11 protein-coding genes are annotated in these 24,651 nt (G+C 69.4%); 8 read left to right on the plus strand and 3 right to left on the minus strand.

The window, feature by feature from the left end:
- Positions 1-268 precede the first annotated feature (268 nt).
- The 3 genes from ACIRJR_RS01065 to ACIRJR_RS01075 all read left to right on the plus strand — a co-directional run bounded on the left by ACIRJR_RS01065 (position 269) and on the right by ACIRJR_RS01075 (position 9,575).
- A complete protein-coding gene (locus ACIRJR_RS01065) occupies positions 269-1,471 on the plus strand; it encodes a protein kinase (RefSeq protein WP_403771891.1) in 1,203 nt (400 codons plus the stop codon).
- A 120-nt stretch (positions 1,472-1,591) separates the two neighbouring features.
- Positions 1,592-4,486, plus strand: coding sequence for a DEAD/DEAH box helicase (locus ACIRJR_RS01070; protein ID WP_403771894.1), 2,895 nt, complete (start codon positions 1,592-1,594; stop codon positions 4,484-4,486).
- Positions 4,487-4,496: 10 nt separating this feature from the next.
- On the plus strand, positions 4,497-9,575 hold the full coding sequence (locus ACIRJR_RS01075) for a class I SAM-dependent DNA methyltransferase (RefSeq protein ID WP_403771897.1): 5,079 nt from the start codon (positions 4,497-4,499) through the stop codon (positions 9,573-9,575).
- A gap of 55 nt (positions 9,576-9,630) precedes the next feature.
- Here the strand turns inward: ACIRJR_RS01075 and ACIRJR_RS01080 are convergent, their stop codons facing one another.
- Positions 9,631-9,834, minus strand: a complete 204-nt coding sequence (locus tag ACIRJR_RS01080; protein ID WP_403771900.1) for a DUF397 domain-containing protein — start codon at positions 9,832-9,834, stop codon at positions 9,631-9,633.
- Positions 9,831-10,670 (minus strand): helix-turn-helix domain-containing protein, encoded by an 840-nt coding sequence (locus ACIRJR_RS01085; RefSeq protein WP_403771903.1) that lies wholly within the window; start codon positions 10,668-10,670, stop codon positions 9,831-9,833. Before ACIRJR_RS01085 ends, ACIRJR_RS01080 begins: the two co-directional genes overlap by 4 nt.
- A gap of 213 nt (positions 10,671-10,883) precedes the next feature.
- Between ACIRJR_RS01085 and ACIRJR_RS01090 the strand changes: the two genes are divergently transcribed.
- The 3 genes from ACIRJR_RS01090 (at position 10,884) to ACIRJR_RS01100 (ending at position 12,138) form a co-directional block, all read left to right on the plus strand.
- Entirely contained in the window at positions 10,884-11,288 is a 405-nt protein-coding gene (locus tag ACIRJR_RS01090; protein ID WP_403771906.1) for an ATP-binding protein, read from the plus strand.
- A 76-nt stretch (positions 11,289-11,364) separates the two neighbouring features.
- Positions 11,365-11,643, plus strand: coding sequence for a DUF4357 domain-containing protein (locus ACIRJR_RS01095; protein ID WP_403771909.1), 279 nt, complete (start codon positions 11,365-11,367; stop codon positions 11,641-11,643).
- 81 nt (positions 11,644-11,724) lie between these two features.
- Positions 11,725-12,138 carry a hypothetical protein gene (locus ACIRJR_RS01100; protein WP_403771912.1) on the plus strand — a complete coding sequence of 138 codons (414 nt, stop codon included), beginning with the start codon at positions 11,725-11,727 and terminating at the stop codon, positions 12,136-12,138.
- 116 nt (positions 12,139-12,254) lie between these two features.
- Here the strand turns inward: ACIRJR_RS01100 and ACIRJR_RS01105 are convergent, their stop codons facing one another.
- Entirely contained in the window at positions 12,255-15,284 is a 3,030-nt protein-coding gene (locus tag ACIRJR_RS01105; protein ID WP_403771915.1) for an AAA domain-containing protein, read from the minus strand.
- Between the two features lie 255 nt (positions 15,285-15,539).
- Between ACIRJR_RS01105 and ACIRJR_RS01110 the strand changes: the two genes are divergently transcribed.
- Positions 15,540-22,367 (plus strand): DEAD/DEAH box helicase, encoded by a 6,828-nt coding sequence (locus ACIRJR_RS01110; RefSeq protein ID WP_403771918.1) that lies wholly within the window; start codon positions 15,540-15,542, stop codon positions 22,365-22,367.
- A complete protein-coding gene (locus tag ACIRJR_RS01115; RefSeq protein WP_403771921.1) occupies positions 22,364-24,616 on the plus strand; it encodes a UvrD-helicase domain-containing protein in 2,253 nt (750 codons plus the stop codon). The genes ACIRJR_RS01110 and ACIRJR_RS01115 overlap by 4 nt, the downstream gene beginning before the upstream one ends.
- The last annotated feature ends 35 nt before the right edge of the window (positions 24,617-24,651 follow it).

The following is a 24,651-nucleotide window of genomic DNA, read 5'->3' on the forward strand; positions in this document are numbered from 1 at the left end:
TCCCTGAGGCGCGGCAGCCTCGGAAAGAGACCGAAATATCCGGCCGATTCACCCCGTTCCGACCGGTTCAGGATGTCAGGTCGAAGCCGAAGAGGGGGCGTCTCCCGACCGCCCGCGGGCGGTATCCGTTCGGGGCAAGGGTGACCTGCCCCGAACGGGACCTGCTGTCGGATACCGCCGATACCCTTGGCCGTGGGCGCGCGACCGTCCGACCGTACGCGCGCGGCCGTCGCACAGCCTTCGGCAGACCTTCGAGGTGGGGACCAGAGTGAACGCAACGCCGCTGAGCCCGGACGATCCGGCCGAGCTGGGCGGGTTCACGCTGCTGGGTCGGATCGGCCACGGCGGCATGGGCCAGGTCTACCTCGGCGAGTCCGCCGCCGGTGAGTCCGTCGCGGTGAAGGTCATCAAACCCACGGTCGTCGATTCGGAGACCCGGCAGCGGTTCGCCCAGGAGATCGAGGTCCTCAAGACGATCTGGGGACCGCGCGTCGCCGCGTTCGTGAAGGCCGACACGGAGTCGGAGCAGCCGTGGCTCGCGACCGAGTACGTGGAGGGACCCGACCTGCGCCGGCTCCTCGACACCCGGGGTGTTCTCTCGCCTCTGGCCGCTGCTTCGCTCGGAGCGACCCTTGCCGAGGCACTGGCCGGAGTCCACAGCCAAGGGCTGCTCCACCGGGACCTCAAGCCCGCGAACGTCCTGCTCGGGCCGAACGGCCCCAAGATCATCGACTTCGGCCTCGCCGTGTTCGCCGAGTCCAGCGCCTCCCTCACCGCACCGAACATGGTGATGGGAACTCCCGCCTGCATGTCTCCGGAGCAGGCGAACGGGGAGAAGCCGCTGACGGCCCCGGTGGACGTGTACGCGCTCGGGGCGGTGCTGCTCTTCATGACCACCGGCCACTATCCGTACCAGGCCGACCACGTGCAGGTGCTGTTCAGCCACATCGTCAACCCCGAGAAGGCCCCCGACCTGTCGGGAGCCCCCGAGGAACTGGTCGGTCTCCTCTCGTCCATGCTCCGGTACGCGCAACACGACCGTCCGACGATGGACGAGGTCGTCACCGAGTGCGTTGCGGTCATCAAGGCGCACGGGGCGACCGTGGCCCAGGCCCGGCGGCAACTGGCCTCCCTGGCCGAGGTCGCGTACGAACCGCCGGAACCCTCCCCCGTACCGGCTCCTGCGCCACCGCCGACGGACGCCGAGGCCCTCGCCGAGGTGTCGACTCTCCTGGCCCCGAACCCGGCGGCCACGGCGCCGACCATCCCACTGCCGCAGCCGTCCGCCACCCCCGCCCACCCGCCGGGTTACACCCCGACGGTAGCGGTGGCCACCCCGGACACCGAGCCCGCGTCCGAAGCCGCACCGCAGCCCACGCCCGCGCCGCGTCCCGGCCCCCGCCGTTCCGCCGCCGCGCTCCGGATCGCGGCACAGTTGCGGGAGACGTACGCGTCGACGGCTCCGTTCTGAGCGGGACGGCAGGCCGCGAGGCTCCGGGGCGCACGGGACCGAGGCCCCCTCGCCCCTTGTCCGGGGCCGTGGCCCGCACGAAGATCTACACAGTTCAGCAGCTATCAGGAGGTACCGCGGGTGACCGCCCAGCAGTCCAGTAGGCAGTCCAGCGGGCAGCCCGCCCCGGGCACCGGTACGAGCCTCCCGCCCGGCGCCCAGATCGTCGTACGCGACGAGGAATGGCTGGTCAAGAACGTCACCCGGACCGATCACGACGGCGACCGCATCGAGGCCGTCGGGATCTCCGAGTTCGTCCGCGATCAGGAGGCCGTCTTCTTCACGGGCCTGGAGCGCACCCGCGACGGCGAACCCGGCATCGAGCTGATGGACCCCGCCAAGACCACCCTGATCAGCGACGACTCACCGAACTTCCGCCGCAGCCGGCTCTTCCTCGAAGCGATCCTGCGCAAGACCCCGCTGCCCCAGTCCGAGCGCGGCCTGGCCCTCGCCGACAGCTTCCTCCTCGACCCGCTCCCCTATCAGCAGCGGCCCGCGCAGCTCGCGCTCTCGGGCCGGAACCTTCGCCCCCGCATGCTGATCGCGGACGTCGTCGGCCTCGGCAAGACCCTGGAGATCGGACTCACCCTCGCGGAGCTGATCCGCCGCGGCCGCGGCGAGCGGATCCTCGTCGTGACCCCGCAGCACGTCCTGGAGCAGTTCCAGCACGAGCTGTGGACACGGTTCGCCATCCCGCTGATCCGCCTCGACTCGGCGGGCATCGAGCGGATCCAGCGGGAGATCCCGGCCGGCCGCAACCCCTTCACGTTCTTCAAGCGCGTGATCGTCTCGATCGACACCCTCAAGAACACCGATCAGTACAAGCACCACCTGGAGCACATCCGGTGGGACGCCGTCGTCATCGACGAGTCGCACAACCTGATCAACCGCGGTTCGCTGCGCAACCAGCTGGCGCAGCTCCTCGCCCCGCAGACGGACGCCCTCATCCTCGCCAGCGCCACCCCCCACAACGGCAACGCCCGCTCGTTCGCCGAGCTGATCGCGCTGCTCGACCCGGCGGCGATCCGTGACCCGGAGCGTTACTCGGCGGAGGACATCAAGCACCTGTTCATCCGCCGCACCAAGGTCAGCGCCGAGGTACGGGAGAAGATGTCCGGCCAGTGGGCCGACCGAGGCCCTTCCGAGTCGGTGCACTGCCCGGCGACCCCGGCCGAGGAGAAGATCTTCGACGAGCTGGCCCAGGTATGGCTGCCCGCCGAGGGGCGCTCGGTGAGCGACGTCCCGCTCTTCCCGTACACCCTGCTCAAGTCCTTCCTCTCCTCGCACGCCGCCCTGAACTCCACGGTCGAGGCCCGCATCAAGACGCTGGAGAAGAAGAACGACCCTGACGCGACGGGCGCCGAACTGGCCGCCCTCCAGCGTCTGCGGGAGCTGACGGCCGTTCTGACCGCGCAGGATTCCGGCAAGTTCACCGCTCTCGTCGAGCAGTTGAAGGCGATCGGCGTCGGACCGCGCAGCGAGACACGTGTCGTGGTCTTCTCCGAGCGGGTCCAGACCCTCGAGTGGCTGCGGTCCGCCGTGCCTGCCGCGCTCGGGTTCAAGGGCAAGGCCCTGGAGGAAGCGGCCCGCGTGATGCACGGCGGCCTGTCCGACGAGCAGCAGATGCAGTGCATCGAGGACTTCGGCCTCGCCGACGCACCCGTACGCATCCTCTTCACCGGTGATGTGGCATCCGAGGGTGTCAACCTCCACCGGCAGTGCCATCAGCTCATCCACTACGACGTTCCGTGGTCGCTGATCCGCATCGAGCAGCGCAACGGCCGTATCGACCGTTACGGGCAGGTCCACAAGCCTCAGTTCCGCGCCCTGATCCTGACCAGCGAGGTGGACGGCGCGAAGGACGACCGCACGGTCGCCGAGCGTCTCCTCGAACGGGAGGACGAGGCGCACCGCTCGCTCGGCACGGCGGAGGCGGTCTCCGGGCTGTACCGCGCGGAGGCCGAGGAGAAGTCGCTGATCCAGGACCTGCTCAGGGGCCGGACGGTCGACGAGTCGCTCCAGCACACCGCGGACGAGGCGGGCGGCGCGGACGATTTCCTGGCCGGCTTCTTCGCCCAGGTCGACGACGTGTCCGCCGAGCCCGCCGTCGCGGCCCCCGCGTCGGACGGTTCCTCGGTCGCCCCGCCGAAGGCCCACGTGCCCCGTCTCTTCACGACCACCCGCGAGTTCGTCGACGAGGCGGTGCGGGAGGTCTTCCCGGACGCCCAGCAGTCCCTCGGGATGGACCGCGACCCCGAGAACGGCCTGATCTCCTTCAAGCCCCCGGCCGACCTGGTGCACCGGCTGAAGGCGCTGCCGCCCGACTACCGCCGCGAGCAGCGTCTGAGCGAGCGGCTGCTCGTCACCCTCAACCGCAGGCTGGCCGACCGGGCCCTCGTACGGGCCCGTGAGTCGGGCACCTCCAGCTGGCCGGAGATCTCCCTGCTCACCGACCTCCACCCGGTGGTGGAGTGGCTGACCGACAAGGTCCTGGTGAAACTGGGCCGCCAGGAGGCCCCGGTCGTCACGGCCGACGTCGACGCCCCCGTGTACCTCGTGCAGGGCATCTACTCCAACGCCCTCGGCCGCCCCACGGTCGTGAAATGGATGGCTGTCACCGGCGACCACGTCACGGACGACATGGTGGGGACACTGCGCGAGGCAGGCATCGGCCCGACGATGGCCAACCCCTTGCAGCCCCACGACGCCGACGGCCTGCGGGCCGGTATCCCGGCCGCCCTGGAGGCAGCCGAGGCCTTCCTCTCGCGCCACAGCTCGGAGTGGGACAAGGCGCTCCTCGCCCCGATCGAGGAGTACCGGCAGCGTCTGGGCCAGTGGGAACAGCCCACCCTCGCCGGCGAGGAGACCAAGGACGACCTCTCCCGCCTCGCTGACTCCCTGCTGACGACGGGCCGGCCCATGCTGCGCGTCCTGGCCGTCCTCGATTCCGCCCACGGCTCCGCCGCGCACGCCTAGGAGAATCCCCATGACGTACGACTCCCTGGTCAACCGCGGTGACTACTTCTCCGCGCACTACCTGGCCGAGGTCTTCCCGAAGGACCTCAAGTCCGGTCTCCTCGCCTCCTGGAAGACCCGCGAGGAGGAGGCGAAGTCGTCCGAGTCCGTGGATCAGGAAGCGGCCCCGGACGCCCTCCCGGTCACCCCTCGTCTGGGTCTGCGCGCCCTGCGCCGCCCGTACTTCCGTACCCGCGCCTTCTTCGCGGAGGCGGCGGTCACACACGACGACTCGACGACGTACGACGCACCCGAGTGGCGCGAGCGCGCGGCCTCCCTCAACGCCTCCGTCCTCCGCGCCCTCGGCTACGACGCCAAGCCCCGGACCCTGACGGTGTCCCGGGCAGACCACACGTACGAGATCCCCGTCGCGCACGCCGAACCGGGCCTGGTGGCCGTCGACTGCGGCTGGGCCGCCGAGCCGGACGCGGCCCTGGACGCGGACGGCTCCGGCCGCCTCCTCACCCCCGTACAGCTGGACGCGTCCACCGCTCTGCGTACGGGCTCGAAGCTCGCCTCGTTCCTCTTCGCGAGCGAGGACGCGCCGCGGTACGTGCTGCTGCTCGCCGGCGGCGTGATCGTCCTCGCGGACCGGGCGGCGTGGGGCGAGGGTCGCTACCTGGCGGCCTCCCTGGACACGGCCCTGGACCGCAACAACACCAAGGACGGCCAGGAAGTCGACACCCTGGCCGCCCTGTTCGGCGCGGACTCGCTGCGCACTCCGGAGGAAGGCGGCGAGAACCCGCTCGCCGGGCTCGTCGACAAGTCCACGAAGCATGCCGTGGGCGTCTCGTCCGAGCTCCGTGACGGCCTGCGCGAGTCGGTGGAACTCATCGCGAACGAGGTCCTGGCACGGATCGCCGGCCATGAAGGCGTCCGCCTGGAGGACGTGAAGGAACTCCCGGAACTCTCCCGGCAGCTCACCCGCGAGTCGCTCCGCTACCTGTACCGCATCCTGTTCCTCCTGTACGCGGAGGCCCGCCCGGAGCTGGGCATCCTGCCGTCCGACTACCCGGAGTACCACCAGGGGTACGGCCTCGGCCGCCTCGGCGAACTCGTCGCGGAGCGGGACCTGGTGGGCGAGAAGGCCCGCGAGGGCGTGTACCTGTACGAGTCCCTGGACCTGCTCTTCAGCAAGGTCCAGGAGGGCTACCGGCCGCGTCGCACGCACGGGGTGGGCGCCAAGGACTCCGAAGACGTCGGCCTCCGCTTCGAGCCCCTGCACTCGAAGCTCTTCGAACCGGAGTCCATCCGCCTGATCGGCGCCGAGTCGGTCAAGGACCCCCGCCACGACGACGACTCGGACGAGGGCTCGCGCTACCTGGACACCCGCCTCCGCAACGCGACCCTGTACAAGGTCCTGCGGAAACTGATGCTCACCCGGGGCAGGAAGGGCGAGCGCGGCGGCTTCATCTCGTACGCCCAGCTCGGCATCAACCAGCTGGGCGCGGTGTACGAGGGGCTGATGTCGTACGCGGGCTTCATCGCGGGTGAGGAACTGTACGAGGTCGCGAAGAACGGCGACCCGAAGGACGGTTCCTGGCTGATCCCGTCCTCGAAGGCCGACGAGTACGCGGATTCCGTCTTCGTACGCCGCCGGGACGAGGAGACGGGCGCGGATATCCGGGTCCGGTACCGACCTGACTCGTTCGTCTACCGTCTCTCGGGCCGCGACCGCCAGACCTCGGCCTCGTACTACACGCCGGAATCCCTGACGAAGGTCACGGTCCAGCTGGCCTTGCAGCACCGCCTGGACCAGGACGACACGGTCACGGAGGCCCGGGAGCTCCTGGACTGGAAGATCTGCGAGCCGGCCCTCGGCTCGGGCGCGTTCCTCAACGAGGCCATCAACCAGGTCGCGGTCGAGTACCTGCGCCGCCGCCAGGACGAGACCGGCCGGGCCATCGACACCGAGCAGTACCCGGTGGAGCTCCAGAAGGCCAAGGCGTACATCGCGCTGCACAACTCGTACGGCGTGGACCTCAACTCGACGGCCGTCGAGCTGGCCGAGGTCTCGCTCTGGCTGAACACGATGCACCCGGGCATGGAGGCGCCGTGGTTCGGCCTCCACCTGCGGCGGGGCAACTCGCTGATCGGCGGCCGACGAGAGATCTACTCTGCGGACCGCCTGAAGAAGGGCGGCTGGCTGGGCGCCACGCCGGAACGCTTCCCGCTCACGGAGGCGTCGGCGGGCCTGCCGACCGGCTCGGTCCACCACTTCCTGCTCCCGGCGAAGGAGTGGGGCGCGGTCGCCGCCGAGAAGGAGGCGAAGGCCCTGGCCCCGGAGGAAGCGAAGGCGCTGGGCGCCTGGCGCAAGGCGATCACGAAGTCGCCGAGCGCGAAGCAGACGGCCCGGCTTCAGGGGCTCGCGCGTCGGGCGGAGTACCTGTGGCAGCTGGTGGTGCGCCGCCTGGAGATCTCCGAGCGGGACATCAGCCGCAGGATCGACGTCTGGGGCGCGGAGCCGGAGTGGCTGAGGCAGCCGGTGGAGGCAGTGCAGAGGGAAGAGGTCCTGGCGGACCTTGAGGCGGTGGACACGCCGTACTGGCGGCTGAAGACGCTGATGGACGCGTGGTGCGCGCTGTGGTTCTGGCCGGTGCAGGAGGCGTCGCTGCTGAATGGCACGAATCCCCGTTACCGGCAGGCGGCGGAGCTGGCGGAGCAGTCGGCCGTGTATGAGGTGGCGGTCTCGGGGGCGGAGGACGAGGGGGAGGACGAGGACGAGAGCGCCGGTGTCCTGATGTCCTGGGAGGAGGAAGCACTGCCTGGTTTCGGCACTGAGGCCAAGCAGCTGTCCTTGACCCAGGAGTCCGTGGCCAAGCGCCGGATGGGCCGCCGCAAGGAGTCGATCACTGAGCGGCGCCGCGAGGTGATCCCGCTGGCGAACCTGGACGACTGGCTGGACTTCGCGGAGTCGCTGCTGGGGACGCAGGATGTGCCGGCGGAGTCGCTGATCGCGGAGTTCGAGTCGCTCACTGAGCTGACGCCGTATGAGGACGCGCTGCCGGACTTGATGGGGATGGATCGATCTTATTGGCTGGAGTCCCGGTTCCCTTGGGCGGCACAGGCGAAGGACGTCGCTACGCAGCAGGGGTTTTTCCACTGGGAGCTGGAGTACGCGCAGGTCTTTGAGCAGGGGGGCTATGACCTCCAGGTCGGCAACCCGCCTTGGGTGCGGCCAAATTGGCAAGAAGACCTGATCTTGGCCGAGCAGGATCCATGGTTTGCTTTGACAGAGAAACCCAGCGCAAATGAATGGAAAATCCGCAAAAATGAGACCTTGACGGAACGAGCAAAAGCATATTTCCTCAGAGAGCTGAGTCGAAATGTGGGCACAGTCGAGATCCTCGGCTCAAGCGCAAGCTACCCACTGATCGCAGGGACCCGCCCCAATCTATACCGCTCTTTCATGTGCCAAGTGTGGGCTCACGCAAACAGTGACGGAATTTCCGGAATGGTTCACCCTGATAGCCATCTCGAAGGAGTGAAGGAAGGCCCACTCCGAGCAGCCACCTACCACCGCTTGCACCTACACGCAACATTCGTAAACTCGGGAAACTGGGCCTTTGAAATCGGCCGAACAGTTTCCTTCGGTCTCCATATTTACGGCCAGGCAAAGCAAGAGATCGACTTCTTGACGCTCAGCCAACTCCATGCCGCCCAAGTACTTCCCGATTCCCTGACACATGATGGATCAGGCCCCGCCCCCACGCAGAAGTACGCGGGAGCATGGGATGTCCGCCCGCACCAAACCCGGGTGGTTCGCGTCACCAAATCACTGCTCGGCGCTTGGCAAAAGATCGGCGGCGATACAAATGGACCGGTAGAGCACACACAGCTTCTTCACCCAATCACTACCGCAGAGCAGGGCGCCATTACTGCGCTAGCTGGGGCGCAGCAGCGAATTAGACAATTCAACCCACCTGTGAGCTCTGGCTACAATGAGGCAACAGCGAAGACAGACGGCCTAATTCGCTACGAAGTCGGCTACCCCGGCGCCTGGGATGAAGTAATCCTTCAGGGGTCCCACTTCTCCATCGCGACACCGTTCGCAAAACAGCCGAACCTTCCTATGCGCAACGCCAAGGACTGGGGGACCTGGGACCTCACCGCCCTCCCGAAGGACGCTATCCCTCGGGCAACCTACGTCCGATCCTGCAACCGCAGGGAGTACGAAGGTGCGCAGGATCGCTGGGGAGATAGTCGTTATACTCAGCATTTCCGGCTCGCCTGGCGCGCCATGATCGATCCGAAGAACACCGAGCGCAGCCTTTTTGCTGCCCTCATCCCACCTGGCCCGGCTCATGTCCATGCAGTGCACTCAATGGCTCTGGAAGACAACCGATCTACCGCCTTGAACGCGGGCTTTTGGGCCTCCCTTCCCATGGACTACCTCCTCCGTATCACCGGGCGCTCGCACCTGCAGTTCACCGAAGCGCTGAAGATGCCGGCGGCCAGCCCAGAGCACCCCCTCGCAAGCCCCCTTCTGCTTCGCGCACTGCGAATGAACTGCATGACCGAAATCTACGCACCGATCTGGGCTGAGCTGTTTCACCCAACTTGGCCCGGCTATGAAGACTGGGCACACGCATGGCCGCAGATCTCACCCCTCACCACTCACCTTGATTCCGAGTGGCGGCCGGACACCCCGCTCCGGAGTGAGTTTGAGCGTCGGGCAATACTCGTCGAACTCGATGCCCTCGTGGCCGTATGGTTGGGCATTACAGCGGATCAGCTCACTGCCATTTACAAGTCCCGCTATGCCGTGCTTGCCGACCGCGAAGCAGAGATGTACTTCGACGCCGCTGGCCAACGCATTGCACGCGACCCCTACGCGTATGGACGCGGACAGTCCAAGAAGGCGTACTCCGTTCTCCTCGATCACCTGGACAACCCAGCCACCACCCCGCCGCCCGAGGGGTACACCGCCCCCTTCTACAAGGCCGACCGCGAGACCGAGATGCGGGCTGCGCACGCGCACTTCTCTGCTCGGCTCGACGCGGAGATCGCCGCCGGCCGGTGGACGCCACCCGTGAAGGCTGACGCGTAGGAAGACGAGCGGGCCGCACCAACCGGGTTTGGTGCGGCCCGCATTGTCGTACAGGTCAGTGCGACGCGAAGGCGACGAACGTCGCCCACTGCTCCGTGCCGAAGCTCAGCACAGCCCCGGCCTTGTTCTTCGAGTCGCGGACGTGGGTCGAACCGACGACCTGCGCCACCTCCACGCACTCACCTCCCTCGCCGCTGCTGTAGCTGCTCTTGAACCAGGCCGATTCCGGCACGATCCGCACAGACTCTTCGACGCTCATGTCTCTCCCAGCAACTTCTCGACGACGGTCAGCGATTCGCGCGGAGTGAGGGCCTGCGCCCTGAGAAGCCCGTACTGCTCCTCGATCTCCCGCACCGAGTTCCGATCCGTATGAAGGCGGCTGTCTTTGAGCACCTCCACGTAGGCGATCCTCCGCCCTTCCCTCGTCTCGATCAAGGTGAACGGGCCCGCCAACCCAGCATGGTCCTCACGCTCTGTCGGCATCACCTGGATCGCAACGTTGCGGCGGTGTCCCACCAGCAGCAGGTGCTCCAACTGCCCCCGCATCACGTCCCGCCCACCCAAGGGGCGACGCAGCACGGATTCCTCGATCACGAAGCTGATGGTGGGCATCGGCGTGCGGGAAAGAATCTCGTGCCTGGCCAGCCGGGCCGCGACCCGTTCCTCGACGGTCGCCTCATCCAACAAGGGCCGCCGCATTGCGAACACCGCCCGCGCGTACTCCTCCGTCTGCAACAGCCCTGGCACCGCCTGCGCCGCGTACACATGCAGCTCCACGGCCTCCTTCTCCAGCTTCGCCGCGCCCCGGAAGAACGCCGGGTACTGCGCCCGCGCCACCTCCTCCTTCATCTCCTTCAAGATGCCGCGCGCACCCAGCAACTCATCCGCCTGGTCGATGAACTTCGGCGGCGGAATCCGCCGCCCCTGCTCGTACGCCGCGATGGTCGCCGCCGAGTACCCCGCCCTCGCTCCGAACTCCGTCCGGTCCAGCCCCGCCCACTCCCGGAACCGCTTCAGCTGCCGCCCGAACACCTGAAGGATGCCCGAAGCCCCCTGCTCGGCCTCGTGCCCGGCTTCCGATTCCCGATCGTCCATGATCCGCGCCTCCCACGCCCAACGCCCCGGCCGTCCCGCCGGTCACGCCCCGTACCGCCGACACCCTCCGCACCGACGCATACAGCCCGCACCCGTCCGCGCGTCACTCCTGGTCAACGTTACTCACGCAACGCCACCGTTGGTGGCATGAAATCCACAACTCACCCCACCCGGCCCGCACGCGAAATCCACGCCCCCGGTCAGGAGTTCGACATGCGTTTCACATCCACCGCACGCGGCGCGCGGCTCGCCCGGCGCCTCGTCTCGCACCGGCTCCACGAGTGGGGCCACCCGTACGACACGTCCACCAACGACACCGTCACCCTCATCACCGCCGAATTCGCCGCGAACGCCGTACGCCACGGCCACGTCCCCGGCCGGGACTTCCACCTCCGCCTGACCATTGACACAGGCGCAGACGTCAACGCCGGCTCCACGACCATCCGCATCGAGGTCACCGACACCCGCACCGAGCGAATGCCCACCCCCACCTCCCCCGCACCGGACGCCGAAGCCGGCCGCGGCCTGCTCCTCGTGGCGGCCCTCGCGACCCGCTGGGGCATCACACCCCGCACCGCCGCCCCCGGCAAGACCGTCTGGGGCGAGGTGGACGTCTGAGCTCGTCTCCCCTTGACTACAGATTCACTCTGTCGTACTGTCTTCTGTAGAGAGAATAGTAAACAGAGGAGAAACCGTGCACCTTCCCCCGTCCGGCGTCAGCCTCCACACCCTCATCTCACGCGGCCTCCTGCGCCCCGGTGTCACCCTCCACTGGACGCGCCCGCAGTCCGGCGAGACGCACACCGCCTTCCTGCTCGCGGACGGCACCCTCGCCCTCATCGACGGGACGCGCCACACCACACCGTCCGGGGCCGCCAGTCATGTCGTCGGACGCCCCGAGAACGGCTGGGACGTGTGGAAGACAGCGAACGGGAAGCCCATTTCCACGCTCCGATACGGGCTGGCCGTGTAGCCCACCCACCTCGGCTTCCCCTCTCCGGAATGCCAAGATAGACTCTCTCGGAGAGAAAATAGTGGAAAGAGGTCCTTCTCGGTGGACAGGGAGATCCAGGTCGACGAAGAGGTGTACGCCCAGCTCCAGGAGAGGGCCGAGCCGTTCGTGGACTCGCCGAACTCGGTTCTGCGGCGGCTGCTCGGCCTGCCCGACAGCGAGGGCAACGGCGCACCCAAAGGCAAACGCGTCGTACGCCTGAAGCGCGGAGCTCTCCGTCCACTGATCGAGGACGGCAAGCTCACCGAGGGCCAGTCCCTCGTGTGGAAGCGCCGCAACCACGGCGACGCCTTCCACGCGACCGTTCTGGCCGACGGCCGGCTGGAGCTCGACCACGACGGTTCGCGCCATGGGACGCCGTCCGCCGCCGCCACCGGTGTCGCCGGTTACCCGGTCAACGGATGGACCGTCTGGGAAACCGAGGACGGCACCACCCTCTCCACGCTCCGGAGCTAGATACGACTCGCCCTCGGCGGTTCGCCGGCAAGGTGGCCTGGTGATGTCTTCCCTGACCACCGGGCAACGCACCGCGCACACCCAGGACTTCCCGCGCGGCTCGCGGTGAGTCACGGCTACGGCAGCCAGCGGGCCGCCTGTTCCCGGGTGACCCTGGCCGCGTCGACCCACCAGTGCCGGGCCTCCTTGTCCCACTGGGCCCGGAGCAGGCGCTTGGCGTCGTTCCTCTGCTCGTACGAGACATTGAGGTACAGACGGCCGTCCCGTTCCAGTCCCGGGTACACCTTGCCTGCCGGCGCCTCGGCTCGCTGGGCAGGCACCTCGGACGCCGGAGCGGTCTCTCCTGCGGGGCGCCACTGTGCGCGCGCCGGACGTTCCATGCGGGTGCGCTCCATCAGCCGCCGTACGCGGTCGCAGGAGGCCGGGTCGGTGTAGCGCATCATCAGGTCCGTCGGCCCGATGTTCGCGAGCAGGTTCTTCGAGCCGTGCCACAGGACCGAACCGTCCAGGATGAGGACCTTCTCGTGCATGCGGTCGCGGAACTCGACCCGGCAGCCGACAGCCTCCAGCTGCCCGACCAGTTCCCGGTGCCGCGCCACGCGGGAGGGTTCCTGCTGCTCCTCCGGCGGGCGGGTGAAGACCGTGACCTGGATCCCGGCAGCCGTTTTCGGTTCGAGCATCCTGGCCCACCGGCGGACCGGCGGCGCGTCCATGAACGCCGAATACAGCTCGATGCCGCGCTGCGCTCGCTCCACGTCCCATGCCACCGCTTCCAGGACCTCGCTGTGCTCGAAGAAGGCGGGCCGGGCCAGCTCCTCCGCCGACATGGTGGCCAACTGGTCCGCGTCACGGACCGGGATCAGCTGGTCGGCGGAGATGGTCTGCGCGTGTGCCTCCAGATGGTCGACCATCGCCAGTGCCTCGCTGTGCGGGGCCAGGTGCTTGCGCAGGAAGGCGACGTCCGCCACGACGACCAGGTGGTCCTGGGCCCGGCTGAGAGCGACGTTGAGGAGGCGACAGGTCTGCGAGGACAGCCCTGTTCCGCTGTAGAAGAAGCCGGGGTCCTTTCCGGCGCCCGCCACCGTGTCGAGGAGCACCACGGGACGCTGGCTGCCCTGAAACCGGTGGACGGTGTCGACCAGGCCGTCGTAGTCCTCCCCGAAACGGTGGGCCAGGCTGCTCTTGAGGGCCTTGACCTGCTCCCGGTACGGGGAGATGACGGCGAGCCGGTCGGTCGCCCGCTCCCCTTCGGGGACCTCCTGCCACTTGCGGCCGGGCAGGATTCCCTCGTACTGGAGCCCTCGGACCAGTTCGTGAATGACTGCGGCGTGAACGGCGTTCGTCATGTGGGGCTTGCGGCCGCCTCCGGGGATCCGGCGGCCGGACGTGTCGATCAGGATCACCGGGGAGTCGATGAGCGGGGCGAACGGCAGACGGCTGGTGTTGCCGCGCCCGGTCCTGAGCGGGGCGTCCGGATACGCCACCTCGTTGACGACCGCGCAGATCGGTTCCCGCATCCGGTACTGGGTGTCGAGCGCCACCAGTCGAGGGTCCTGGCGTACCCGGCCGGAAGGGTCGACCAGGCCTGCGGCGTGGAAGGCGTCCCGCGCCGCCCACTCACGGGAATGGGCTCGTTCCTCCTCGCTCGCCGCCCGGTCGCCGTCGCCCTTGGTCACGGCGGGCAGCTGCCGGAAGTCGCCCGCCACGATCAGCCTCTTGCGGGCGAGTCCGGCGGCGAACCAGGCCGAGGGAAGGTTGACCATGCCGGCCTCGTCGATCACCACGACATCGACCTCGTCGAGCAGCTTTCTCGACTGGACGGCCTTGGCCACGGTCGCTCCGAGCACCCGGCAACGGGAGCGGACCTCGTCCTGGATGCGCTTGCGTTTCTGCCCGAGTTCGTCGAGTCGCTCCTGGAGAGAGGCAGTGGACTCGACGACGTCCTGCCTGGGCGGGATCCCCACGACGGCGGCGCGGGCAGCAGGGAGGGCTCGGCCGGCCTCGGCGGCCTGCTTCTCACCCGCCGTGTGGCGACGGGCCGCGCGCGAGACGTCCTCCCTGGCCCGCGTCGCCTCGTCCTCCTCATGCGCCAGGGCGGCCTGGAGGTCACGGACTTTCGCCGCTCTGCGCTCGGCGAAGAGCCCGGTCGACTGCCCGGCCTTATTCATCTTCAGCCGCAGCTGCGCGGCCAGGGCGTCCGCGGCAGCCACCGCCTTCGCCGCCGCGGCGTGGTCGCGGCCGGCCCCAGCCATCTCCTGTGTGCCGGTGGCCTGGTCCGACTCCAGCTCCCGGACCCGGTCGTGCAGGACCAGCGCCGCCCGTGCGCCCTTGAGCTGGTCGGCCGCCGTGCTGATCTGCCGGTCGATGCTCTCAACCAGCAGGGCGGCGATCCGGGCCGGGTCGACCTGGTCGCCGTAGCGGCTGCGCAGCGACGGCAGGACGATGCTCCCGGACCGCTGGACGATTCCCTCGGCGAAGCCCTCCTCGTGCTCCAGCAGGGAGCACATCCGCTCAAGGGCCTGGTCCACCGCAACATTCGTGGGAGCCAGGAAAAGGACCTTGAGTCCTTGGCGGAAACTGCCCTCGACGATGTGCCCGACGACATCCGTCTTCCCGGTGCCGGGCGGCCCCCACAGGAACAGCACCTCACTGGCGAGGGCCTGCGCAACGGCGTCACGCTGGCGCGGGTTCAGCTGGAGCCCCGCCCAGTTCGCCACCCACTGCCCCGGGTTCACGGCACGGCCGGTGCGCGGGGTGCCCCGGCCGACCAGCCAGCCCGCGTGGTCCGCGTCGATGGGGCTGTCCTGGCTGCCGGCCGTCTCCAGGCGCTCGGCAAGCGCAGCCCAGTTCGCGGAGTCGTCCTTGCGGATCTGGATGTTCGCGGGCGTCGCCCCGAAATCGGCTTTCGTCGCGAGCCGTACGGTTCCGTCAGGAGCACGCGATGCCTCTGCCGGATCCCATGCCTTCCGGGAACGTGACGGACGGGCGAGGACGGGAGCACCGTCCAGGCTGTCGTGCCACGTGCGGCACTCGAAGAGGTACTCGCGGGTCCCCCCGGACTGCGAGAGGAGCCGACCCTTGGACAGGGCGACCTTCACAGCGCCGTCGGCGTCGCTCCGCTGTTCGGCGAGGATCTCGGCGCGCACCGCCGTCAGAAGCTCCTCGACAGGATAAGGACGTCCCGCCCCGGTCATGTGCACCACTCCCCCACCATCGCCCCAAAGATCCGGTGACTGTACGTGAGTCCGCAACCGCCGAACGGTGCATCGGACGGCCATGGCCAGGCACAACCTGTCGCTGGCCTGAATCATTCGCGATCAGTCATTGCCGGGAGCGATGTCGGCAGCGCCGTATACCGTTGACGCAGCTCACCGCCCTGGCACGAAGCGAAGGAGAACGTCGTGAGGCCCACGCTGGCCGCCGCGCAGCTGCGGGGCAGTCTCACCCAGTACCTCACGACGACGTACGCGCTCACCGACGAGGACACCCGTCGGGCGCTGGAGCGGTTCCTCGAACATCCCGAGACCGGGATGTTCCGTGGCCCCTATCTGCGGATCAGGACTCCCTTCCACAAGGCCGATGCCGGCTGGGAGAAGCACCTGGAGTGGAACCCGGGATTCACCCCGTACCGGCACCAGGCGAAGGCGTACGAGCGGCTGAGCACGCTCCACGGGCCCGCCCTGCCGACGCTGGTCACGACGGGGACGGGTTCCGGGAAGACCGAGTCGTTCCTCGTTCCCGTCCTCGACCACTGCCGCCGCGAGAAGGCTCTCGGGCGCCGCGGGGTCAAGGCCGTGCTGCTCTATCCGATGAACGCGCTCGCCACCGATCAGGCCGGCCGCATCGGTGAGTACCTCGCGCAGCCGGACCTGGCCCAGGTGACCGCGGGGCTCTACATCGGCGACCGGCCGGACACCGACTTCCGCCGGGTGATGACGCGGCGTGAGGAGATGCGGCAGTCGCCGCCCGACCTGCTCATCACGAACTACAAGATGCTCGATCTGCTGCTCCAGCGGACCGAGGACCGCGCGCTGTGGCAGGACGCCGGCATCCAGTACGTGGTGCTGGACGAGTTCCACACCTATGACGGGGCGCAGGGCACGGACGTCGCCATGCTGCTGCGCCGCCTGGCGATGGCCACGGGGCAGAGCGAGCCCGGGCGTCCCCTCGGTTCGATCTGCCCGGTGGCGACCTCAGCGACCCTCGGTGAGGGCGGGCCCGGGACCGGTCCCGGCTCCATCCTGGCGGTGGCCGCTCAGGTCTTCGGCATGCCGTTCTCCCCGGACGCGCTGGTGGGCGAGGAGCGGATGACGCCCGAGCAGTTCACCGGGCCGGTGAACTACGGTCTGCCCGAACCGCCTTCGCCCGAGGAGGTCATCGCCTGCTCGGGCGGCCCCGATGTGGTGTCGCGTCCGGACACGCTCGATCTCAATGCCCTGGCGGCACGGATGCTCGGACAGCAGGGCCTGTCCGCCTTCGAGATCGGACGGCTGCTCAAACAGCACGATTTCACTCAGGGGGTGCTGTCCCTCCTCGACGGGGACCCGCTGAGCGAATGGGAACTCCGAGACCGCCTCGGCCGGTTCGGGTACACCTGGGGCCGGACCGCCCAGGAGAACCCCCGCCTCGCCCTCGCCGCGCTCGCACGCTTCGTCGCCCTGCTGTCGGCCGCCCGCGATCCGGAATCGGACGAGCGCCGCCCGCGCCCCTTGCTGCACGTCGAGACCCACCTGTGGGTCCGGCCGGTCGGCCGGATCGTGCGCGGAGTCGGCCCGGGCAAGCCCGAGTTCCACTGGTACGAGGACGATCGCGCTCGGCGCTCCGCCCTGCTCGCGACTCCCCCTGAGGGCGACGAGGAGCCCGAAGCCGGCCAGATCGGGCACGTGGCGCGTTCTCATCGCGCGCAGTCGGCGATCGGCGCGGACACCGCCGTACGGCAGGCGAGCATAAGGCTGCCTGCCGTGTACTGCCGCAACTGCGGCCGCTCCGGCTGGGCGGCCGTCTCCCCGGAAGCCGATCCCCAACAGCTGGTGATGGCCCACGACAAGATCTGGCGCGCCAGCGTGGGGCGGGAGAGGCGGCGGGTCCGCTATTTCATCGCCGCCACGGCCGCGGAGCAGGAGGACACGCTGGCGGCAGTCAGCCAGTCCCGCCCCTCGACGGGAGGCGGCCAGCCACCGGCGCTGATCCTGGACGGTGCTCAGGGGACGTACCGGCTGCCGGTCGCCCAGGACGCCGGGAGCCTTCAGGACGCCTGCTTCGTCCTGGCGATCACCGAGAAGAAGTCCGCCGACCGGGCCGCCGTCGATCAGCGCTGCCCCGCCTGCGACACGGACAACGCGATGCGCTTCCTCGGCACCCGGCCGGCAGCCCTGGCGGCCGCGACGGTGACCCAGCTGTTCACCGGTCAGGAGGTCGCGCTCGAATCGGAGGAGCGCAAGACCCTCCTGTTCAACGACTCGACCCAGGACGCCGCCCACCGCGCGGGCTACGTGGCGAACCGGTCGTTCACGTTCTCGCTGCGCTCACTCCTCGCGCGCAATCTGGACGAGTCCGGCAAGCCGTCGGCTCTCAACGACCTCATCGGGAACGTGCTCGACTCCGTCGAGGATCCGCAGGCCCTCGCGGCCGTCGTGCCGCCCGATCTGTACGACGAGCCGGGCGTGGACCGGCTGCTCTCCGGGCGGGGCACGGGCGATCTGCGGACCTGGAAGCTCATCGGAGAGCGGCTCGCCTTCGCCACCGTCATGGAGTTCGGGCTCCGTTCCCGGCAGGGCCGCACCCTGGAATTGACCCGGACGGCGGCCGCCGAGGTCGTCATCGGGGACCAGCACCGGATCACCATGCTCGCCCGCGACCTGCACATGGCCCTGCCCGGCCAGCTTCTCGGCACCGGCCTGCCGACGGCCGAGCGCTATCTGGCCTTCGTCCGCGGGCTGCTGGAGCGGGTCCGGCTGCGCGGCGGGGTCCGGCACCGGTGGCTGGAGTCGTGGGTGAAGGACGCCGGGGTGACCCGGTTCAAGATCTGGGGCGGCAGGCCCGACGGCATGCCGGCGTTCCCAGCCGGTGTGGCCGCGCCGCGCTTCCTGCTCGACGGCGACAAGGGCAGGTCCGACTTCGACTCGACGACGGCCCGCACCGGCTGGTACCAGGACTGGGCGCGCCGGTGCCTGGGCCTCGACGCCCCCGGGGCTGCGGAGTATCTCCGCAGGCTGCTGCCGGTCCTCGTCGACGAGGGTCTCCTCGCGGTGCGGACGGCACAGGACCGGACGACGAAGGTCTACGGCCTGCAGCCCGGCCACGTCGAGGTGCGGCTGCTTGAGGACGACATCGTCAACAAGGCCTTCGTCACCTGTGAGGCGTGCGGCTGGCAGCAGGTGGTCCATCCCTCCCGGCGGACCCGCTGGTACGGCCATCCCTGTCCCCGGTACCGGTGCCGGGGACAGATCACCGCACCGCAACCGGGCCAGCCCACGGTGCTGTCCTCCGGTTCCACCAGCTTCGGCGGCCCCCGGCCGCGCGACTACCGCGATGACTACTACCGGCACCTCTACCGGACGGGCGGCACCTTCCGGGTGGTCACGGCCGAGCACACCGGCATGCTCACCCGGCCGCAGCGGGAGCGCGTGGAGCGGGCCTTCCGCGACGGCACCCACTACACCGACCCGAACGTGCTGTCGTGCACTCCGACCCTGGAGCTCGGCATCGACATCGGAGACCTGTCCGCGGTCCTGCTGGGTTCGCTTCCGAAGGGCCCTGCCAACTACGTGCAGCGAGCGGGCCGTGCGGGCCGCAGGACGGGCAACGCCCTGGTGGTGGCCTTCGGTGGTCGCCGGGCCCGCGATCTGTACTACCTCGACGAGCCGCAGGAGATGATCGCCGGGGACATCGTGCCGCCCGGCTGCTATCTCTCCGCGGTGGAGATCCTGCGCCGCCAGTACACGGCGCACCTCCTGGACCTCGCGGCGCGGGGCCGGCTCACGACGAGCGACGGTGAGCCACTGCAACCCGCGCCGCGCCTGGTGTCGGCGCTGTTCGGCAGCACGGCCTGGTGCCAGGATCTCGCGGACGCGGCCCTCGCCCATGGCGCCGTGCTCGTCGAATCGTTCCTGGCCCTCTTCCCCTCACTCCCGGGCCGGCCGGACACCGGGGTCTCCGGCCAGGCCGCCGACGCACTCCGCGCGTACGCGTGCGGTGGCATCGTGCGCGCGCTCCAGGAAGCCGAGGAGGAATGGACCGGCCGCGGTGAGGAGCTCCGGCGCCGGCTCCACGCCATCGACGCGGCGATGGACCAGCTCGTGCGCAGCGACCCCGAGCAGGAACGCGAATGGCGCGAGTTGCGCGCCGAGCGCTACGCGACGGGCAACCTGCTGCGCGACCTGAACCAGACCAGTGCCCACGGGGCTCTCGTCGAGCTCGGTCTCCTGCCCAACTACACCCTCTCGGACACCACCACGCAGCTGGAGGCCACCCTCTACTGGACCGAGCAGCCCGAGACCGAAGAGGCCAAGAAGACCTACCACAGCGAGGTCCGGGACTACGAGCGCTCCCGCCGGTCCGCGCTGTCCGAACTGGCGCCCGGAAACAGCTTCTACGTCAACGGCTACAGGCACGTCGTCCGGGCCCTGGACATCGGCAGTCCGGAGCGCCGTGCCTGGTCGGTGTGGCGCATGTGTCCCGCCTGCGGCTACGTCCGTACGGAGAACGCCCAGGTCGATGCCTCGCCCTGTCCCCGGTGCGGCGGCCGGGAGATCGCCGACGCCGGCTGTGTCCAGCGCGTTCTCGAACCGAAGCGGGTCATGTCGCGCGACAAGCGGGACGACGCCCGCGTCCGGGACGACAAGGACGAGCGCGACAGCCGGAGGTACGCCGTCCTCACCACCGTGGACGTCGACCCCGTGCACCTGGCCACGGGCTCCTGGCGCCACGACACCGCCGTCTTCGGCGTCGACTTCACCCGCCAGGCCGTGGTGCGCACCCTGAATCTGGGCCTCGACCGCCAGGACGGCAGCAGCACCGTGCCCCTCGCCGGGGCCGACGTACGGATCAACCCGTTCTACGTCTGCACGAGCTGCGGCGGCGCCACCTCCGAGGGGCGTCCGGTCGTGGACCACCATCAGGACGCGCTCACCGAATCCCTTGCCGCGGCCACCAGGGCCAGCGCCCACCACCAGCTGTGGTGCCCGCGCCGCAAGGTCCGTACAAGCACCCCGGAAGGTCAGGGGAAGGGAGAGGACGTCCCCCTGCTCCTGGCCCACGAGCTGACCACCGAGGCCGTCCGTATCCTGCTTCCCGCGTCGGTCGCCCGCGTCAAGGAACGCCTCGCGTCCTTCACCGCCGCACTGTTCGTGGGCATCGCCGCACGCTACGGCGGCGACCCGGACCACATCGACATCACCGCCGCGTCCATGCCCGACGGCAACGACCCGGAATGGCCTCGCCGTTTCCTCGTCGTCTACGACCGTCTGCCGGGCGGCACCGGCTACCTGCACCGGCTCGCCACCTCCGAGGGCTTCCGCGAAGTGCTGCTCAGGGCCCGCGAGGTGATCGACAACTGCCCGTGCATCGCGAAGGGCCTCGACGGCTGCCACCGCTGTCTGCTGCGCCGCGTGCCGGCCGGCGACTACGACAAGGTCAGCCGCAACGAGGTCCGGCAGATGTTCGACGAGCTGCTGGGAGCCGACGGCGGCGACTGGGCCACCTCACCGGTCGCGGCCACCCACCAGATCCCTCTGGAACGGCAGGCCGAGAGCGATCTTGAGGTCATGTTCCTGGAGACCTTGGGCGAATGGGCGAAGCAGCCCTCGGCCAAGGCCAGTGCGGACGCCTACACGACCACGGCCGGAACGTACTCACTGGACCTGCGGCTGACCGGCGTGGACGGGGCCACCGTGAGCTGGCGGGTCTCCCAGCAGCGGGTCCTCGACGGCACCCGCCCCGACGTCCTCTTCGAACGTACCGATGCACCCGGTCCGCGGATCGCGCTCTACCTCGACGGATACGAGTTCCACGCCGGGCCGAAGCACAAGGACAGGCTCGCCGACGACGCCGTCAAGCGCACCAGGCTGCGCGCCGACGGAATACGGGTCTTCCAGCTCACCTACTACGACGTGAAGGACTGGCGGACCCGGGTCCGTGACACGGGGTACGCGAGCACCGGGCCGGAGAACCCGGTCTGGGTGCCGTACGGCGATCAGGGCCAGAAGCGTGCCCGTGACTACTACGCGGGCGTGCACGGCGGCCTGCCGGGCGAGCTGTCCGAGAACCTCTGGGTGAATCCGGCCGACCTTCTGATCGCTCATCTGCGTGCCCCGGACGCTTCCTTGTGGCAGCAGCGCGCCGAGGCCGCCGTCGCGGGGCTGCTGGGTGCCGGGGCCCGGATCGCCGCACTGCACCCTCAAGCCGTCGGCGAACAGCTCCTCGCCGCGCTGCGGGGCGGCGCCCCGCAGGGGCCCAAGGGACCGGTGCAGCTGCTGACCGCGGTCGACGCCGCAGGATGTGTGGTCACCGCCGCCGCGGACGGTCGCCACCGGCCGCCGATGTGGACCGGGCTGACCCTGCTCGACGACAGCGACCGGGCTGTCTCGGACGAGGCCGGGCACAAGCGGCGCTGGCAGGGCTGGCTCTACTGGAGCAATGTGCTGCAGTTCCTGGAGCACGGAGGCGGTGACAGTGTCCAGTTGACGACCAGTCTGCTGGACGGATTCACCGTCGACGGCCTCGCCGTCGCCGGAGGCTCGGGCTGGCTCGAATCCCAGCGGGCCGAGAGGCCGGCCGCCGCCGTCACGGCGCCCCCCGCCGGAGACCTCGTGGAAGAGCCCGCCCCGGTCGTCCCCGCCTCTCGGCCGGCACAGCACTCCGACACAGCCCATGACACGGGCTGGGAGCAGGTGCTGGAGTTCCTCGACCCCGATGAACCCGGTCTGCTCCCCCTCAGCCAGGGGCTGCGCGCTCTGGGCGTGGTGCCGCCGGAAGCCGGCTACGAGCTGGACGAGCAGGGCTGGATGGCCGAACTCGCGTGGCCCTCCGCCCGGATCGCCGTGGTGACGGCCCACCGGCCGGCCGACGGGGAGCGCGACCACGACGCGGAGGACCGGGACAGGGCCTTCGCCGCGGCAGGCTGGTGGATCAGCACAGCCGTCTCCTGCACCCCCCGGGACATCAAGGACCTCCTCGCCTCGGCAGAAGGCGAAGACACGGACACGAACGACGGAGACCAGCAGCGATGACGACCACGGGCGTGACCCTGCGTCTGCTCGACAAAGCGGACAAGGAGATCCTGAGGCTGCCTCGTGCGGTCAAGGGCGCGATCTACGACTTCCAGCACAAGTTCAAGGAGAACCCGCAGCTGCGGGGTCTGCGGTTGAAGCAACTGGAGGGTCACGACCGGCTCTGGTCGGCCCGTGTCAACGACGAGTACCGGGCCCTGCTGCTGCGCCTGGCGGAGACCGACTGGCTCATCGTCTCCGTCAAGCACCGCAAAGACGTGTACGAGAAGCTCGACCGGCTCTCCTACGGAATCAACCGGATCACCGGCGGCATCGAGTACGTCGACCTCGAGATCGTCGAGGAGAGCGTCCTGCGTCGAGCGGCGACTCCCGCGCCCGCCACCGCCCCCATCGAGCCTGCCCCGGCGCCCGCTCCCGTCCCGCTGTTCGCCGCGTTCTCCGACGAGCAGCTCACCGACCTCGGCGTCGCGGGACCGCTCGTACCGGTCGTCCGGACCCTGACCACAGAGGATCAGCTCCTCGGCCTGGCGGAGTACGCCCCGCAGCTCACTTCCGAAGTCCTGCTCGCACTTCACGACGGCGCGTCGTACGACGCGGTGCTGGAGCAGATCACCAGTCCCGTCTCCGCACCGGACCCCGTCGACACCGACGACTTCCGGGCCGCCGCCGAGCGGCCGGCCACCATGGTCACGACGACGGACGAGGCGCTGCGCGAAGCCCTGGAAGGCGGCGACTTCGGCCGGTGGAAGGTATTCCTCCACCCGACCCAGTCCCGCCTCGTCGAGCGCGAGTACTCGGGCCCCGCCCGGGTGGGGGGCGGACCGGGCACCGGCAAGACCATCGTGGCCCTGCACCGGGTCAAGCACCTGGTGGACCGGCTCCCTCCCGGCCGCAACAAGCCCGTCCTCCTCACCACGTACAACAAGAATCTCGCCGCCGACCTCAGGTCACGGCTGCTCCAGCTGGGCGGCGAGGAGCTGCTGGCGCGGGTGGAGATCAGCCACGTCGATCAGCTCGCGCTGCGCGTCGTGCGCGAGGCCGAGCCCGGAAGCGCCAAGCAGACGCTCGACGAGAGCCAGGCTCTCCGGGAGTGGCGTGCCATGCTCGACGAGCTGGGCGAAACCGGGTGGGACGCCCAGTTCCTGCACGACGAGTGGTCGCAGGTCATCCTGGGCCAGGCCGTCGTCTCCCGCACCGAATACTTCCGTGCGCGGCGAGCCGGCCGGGGCAAGAACATCGCACGGGCCGAGCGCGCCGAGATCTGGCAGCTCGCGGAGCGTTTCACCCAGCGGCTCGACCGCCTCGGGCGGCAGACCTGGGAACAGGTCGCGGAGCGCGCGGCGCGGCTGGAGATGGACCGCGAGCGGCGGATCCAGGCCGTCGAACGTCAGCGGGAGGAGGCGGGTGGTCTCGACAACATCCATCTTCAGGCCGGCTCCGCGGGCTGGCTGCACCACCGCTTCCAGCACATCGTCGTCGACGAGGCACAGGACCTGCGGGCCGCGCACTGGAAGCTGCTGCGGGCGATGGTGCCGCGTGCCGCCAACGACATCTTCCTCGTGGGCGACACGCACCAGCGCATCTACGGCAACCAGGTCACCCTGGGCAGCCTCGGGGTCCATATCCGCGGCCGCTCGGCCAAGCTGACGTTGAGCTACCGGACGACGCGGCAGATCCTCGGCTCCGCTCTCGGGGTGCTCAGCGGTGAGGGCTTCGACGACCTGGACGGCAGTACCGAGGACCTGGCCGGGTACAGGTCCGTCCTGACCGGAAGCCTTCCGCAGTTGCACGGTTGCGAGGACTGGGAGTCCGAGCAGGAGTCGATCGCCGCACTCCTCGCCGACTGGATCGCCCTGCCGACACCCCCCGGGCAGATCGCCGTCTGCGTTCCGACCAACGCCATGGCGAGCGAGCTTGCTTACACCCTGCTCGCCCACAAGGGAATCAAGGCCGTCGAGATCGGCCCCGAGGGCCCACGCGGCGACGAAGGCGTCCACATCGGCACGATGTTCCGCTTCAAGGGTCTTGAGTACCAGCGCATGGTCATCGCGGGCGTTCGGGACGGACTCGTACCCCGGGAAGCGGTCACCCGCCTGCGGAGCGACGATGCCGTCCGCTACCGGCGTGAGCTCCAGCGGGCCCGCTCACTGCTCTTCGTCGCTGCCACCCGTTCTCGGGACAGCCTCGCCATCTTCTGGCACGGCCGTCCGAGCCCGTTCCTCGAACCCCTCATGCGTGTGCCCGCTTGATGAACGCACCGGGCGGCTGAGCCACCCTGGAGCAG

It is taken from the genome of Streptomyces sp. NPDC102402, from assembly GCF_044765765.1.
Classification (GTDB): Bacteria; Actinomycetota; Actinomycetes; order Streptomycetales; family Streptomycetaceae; genus Streptomyces.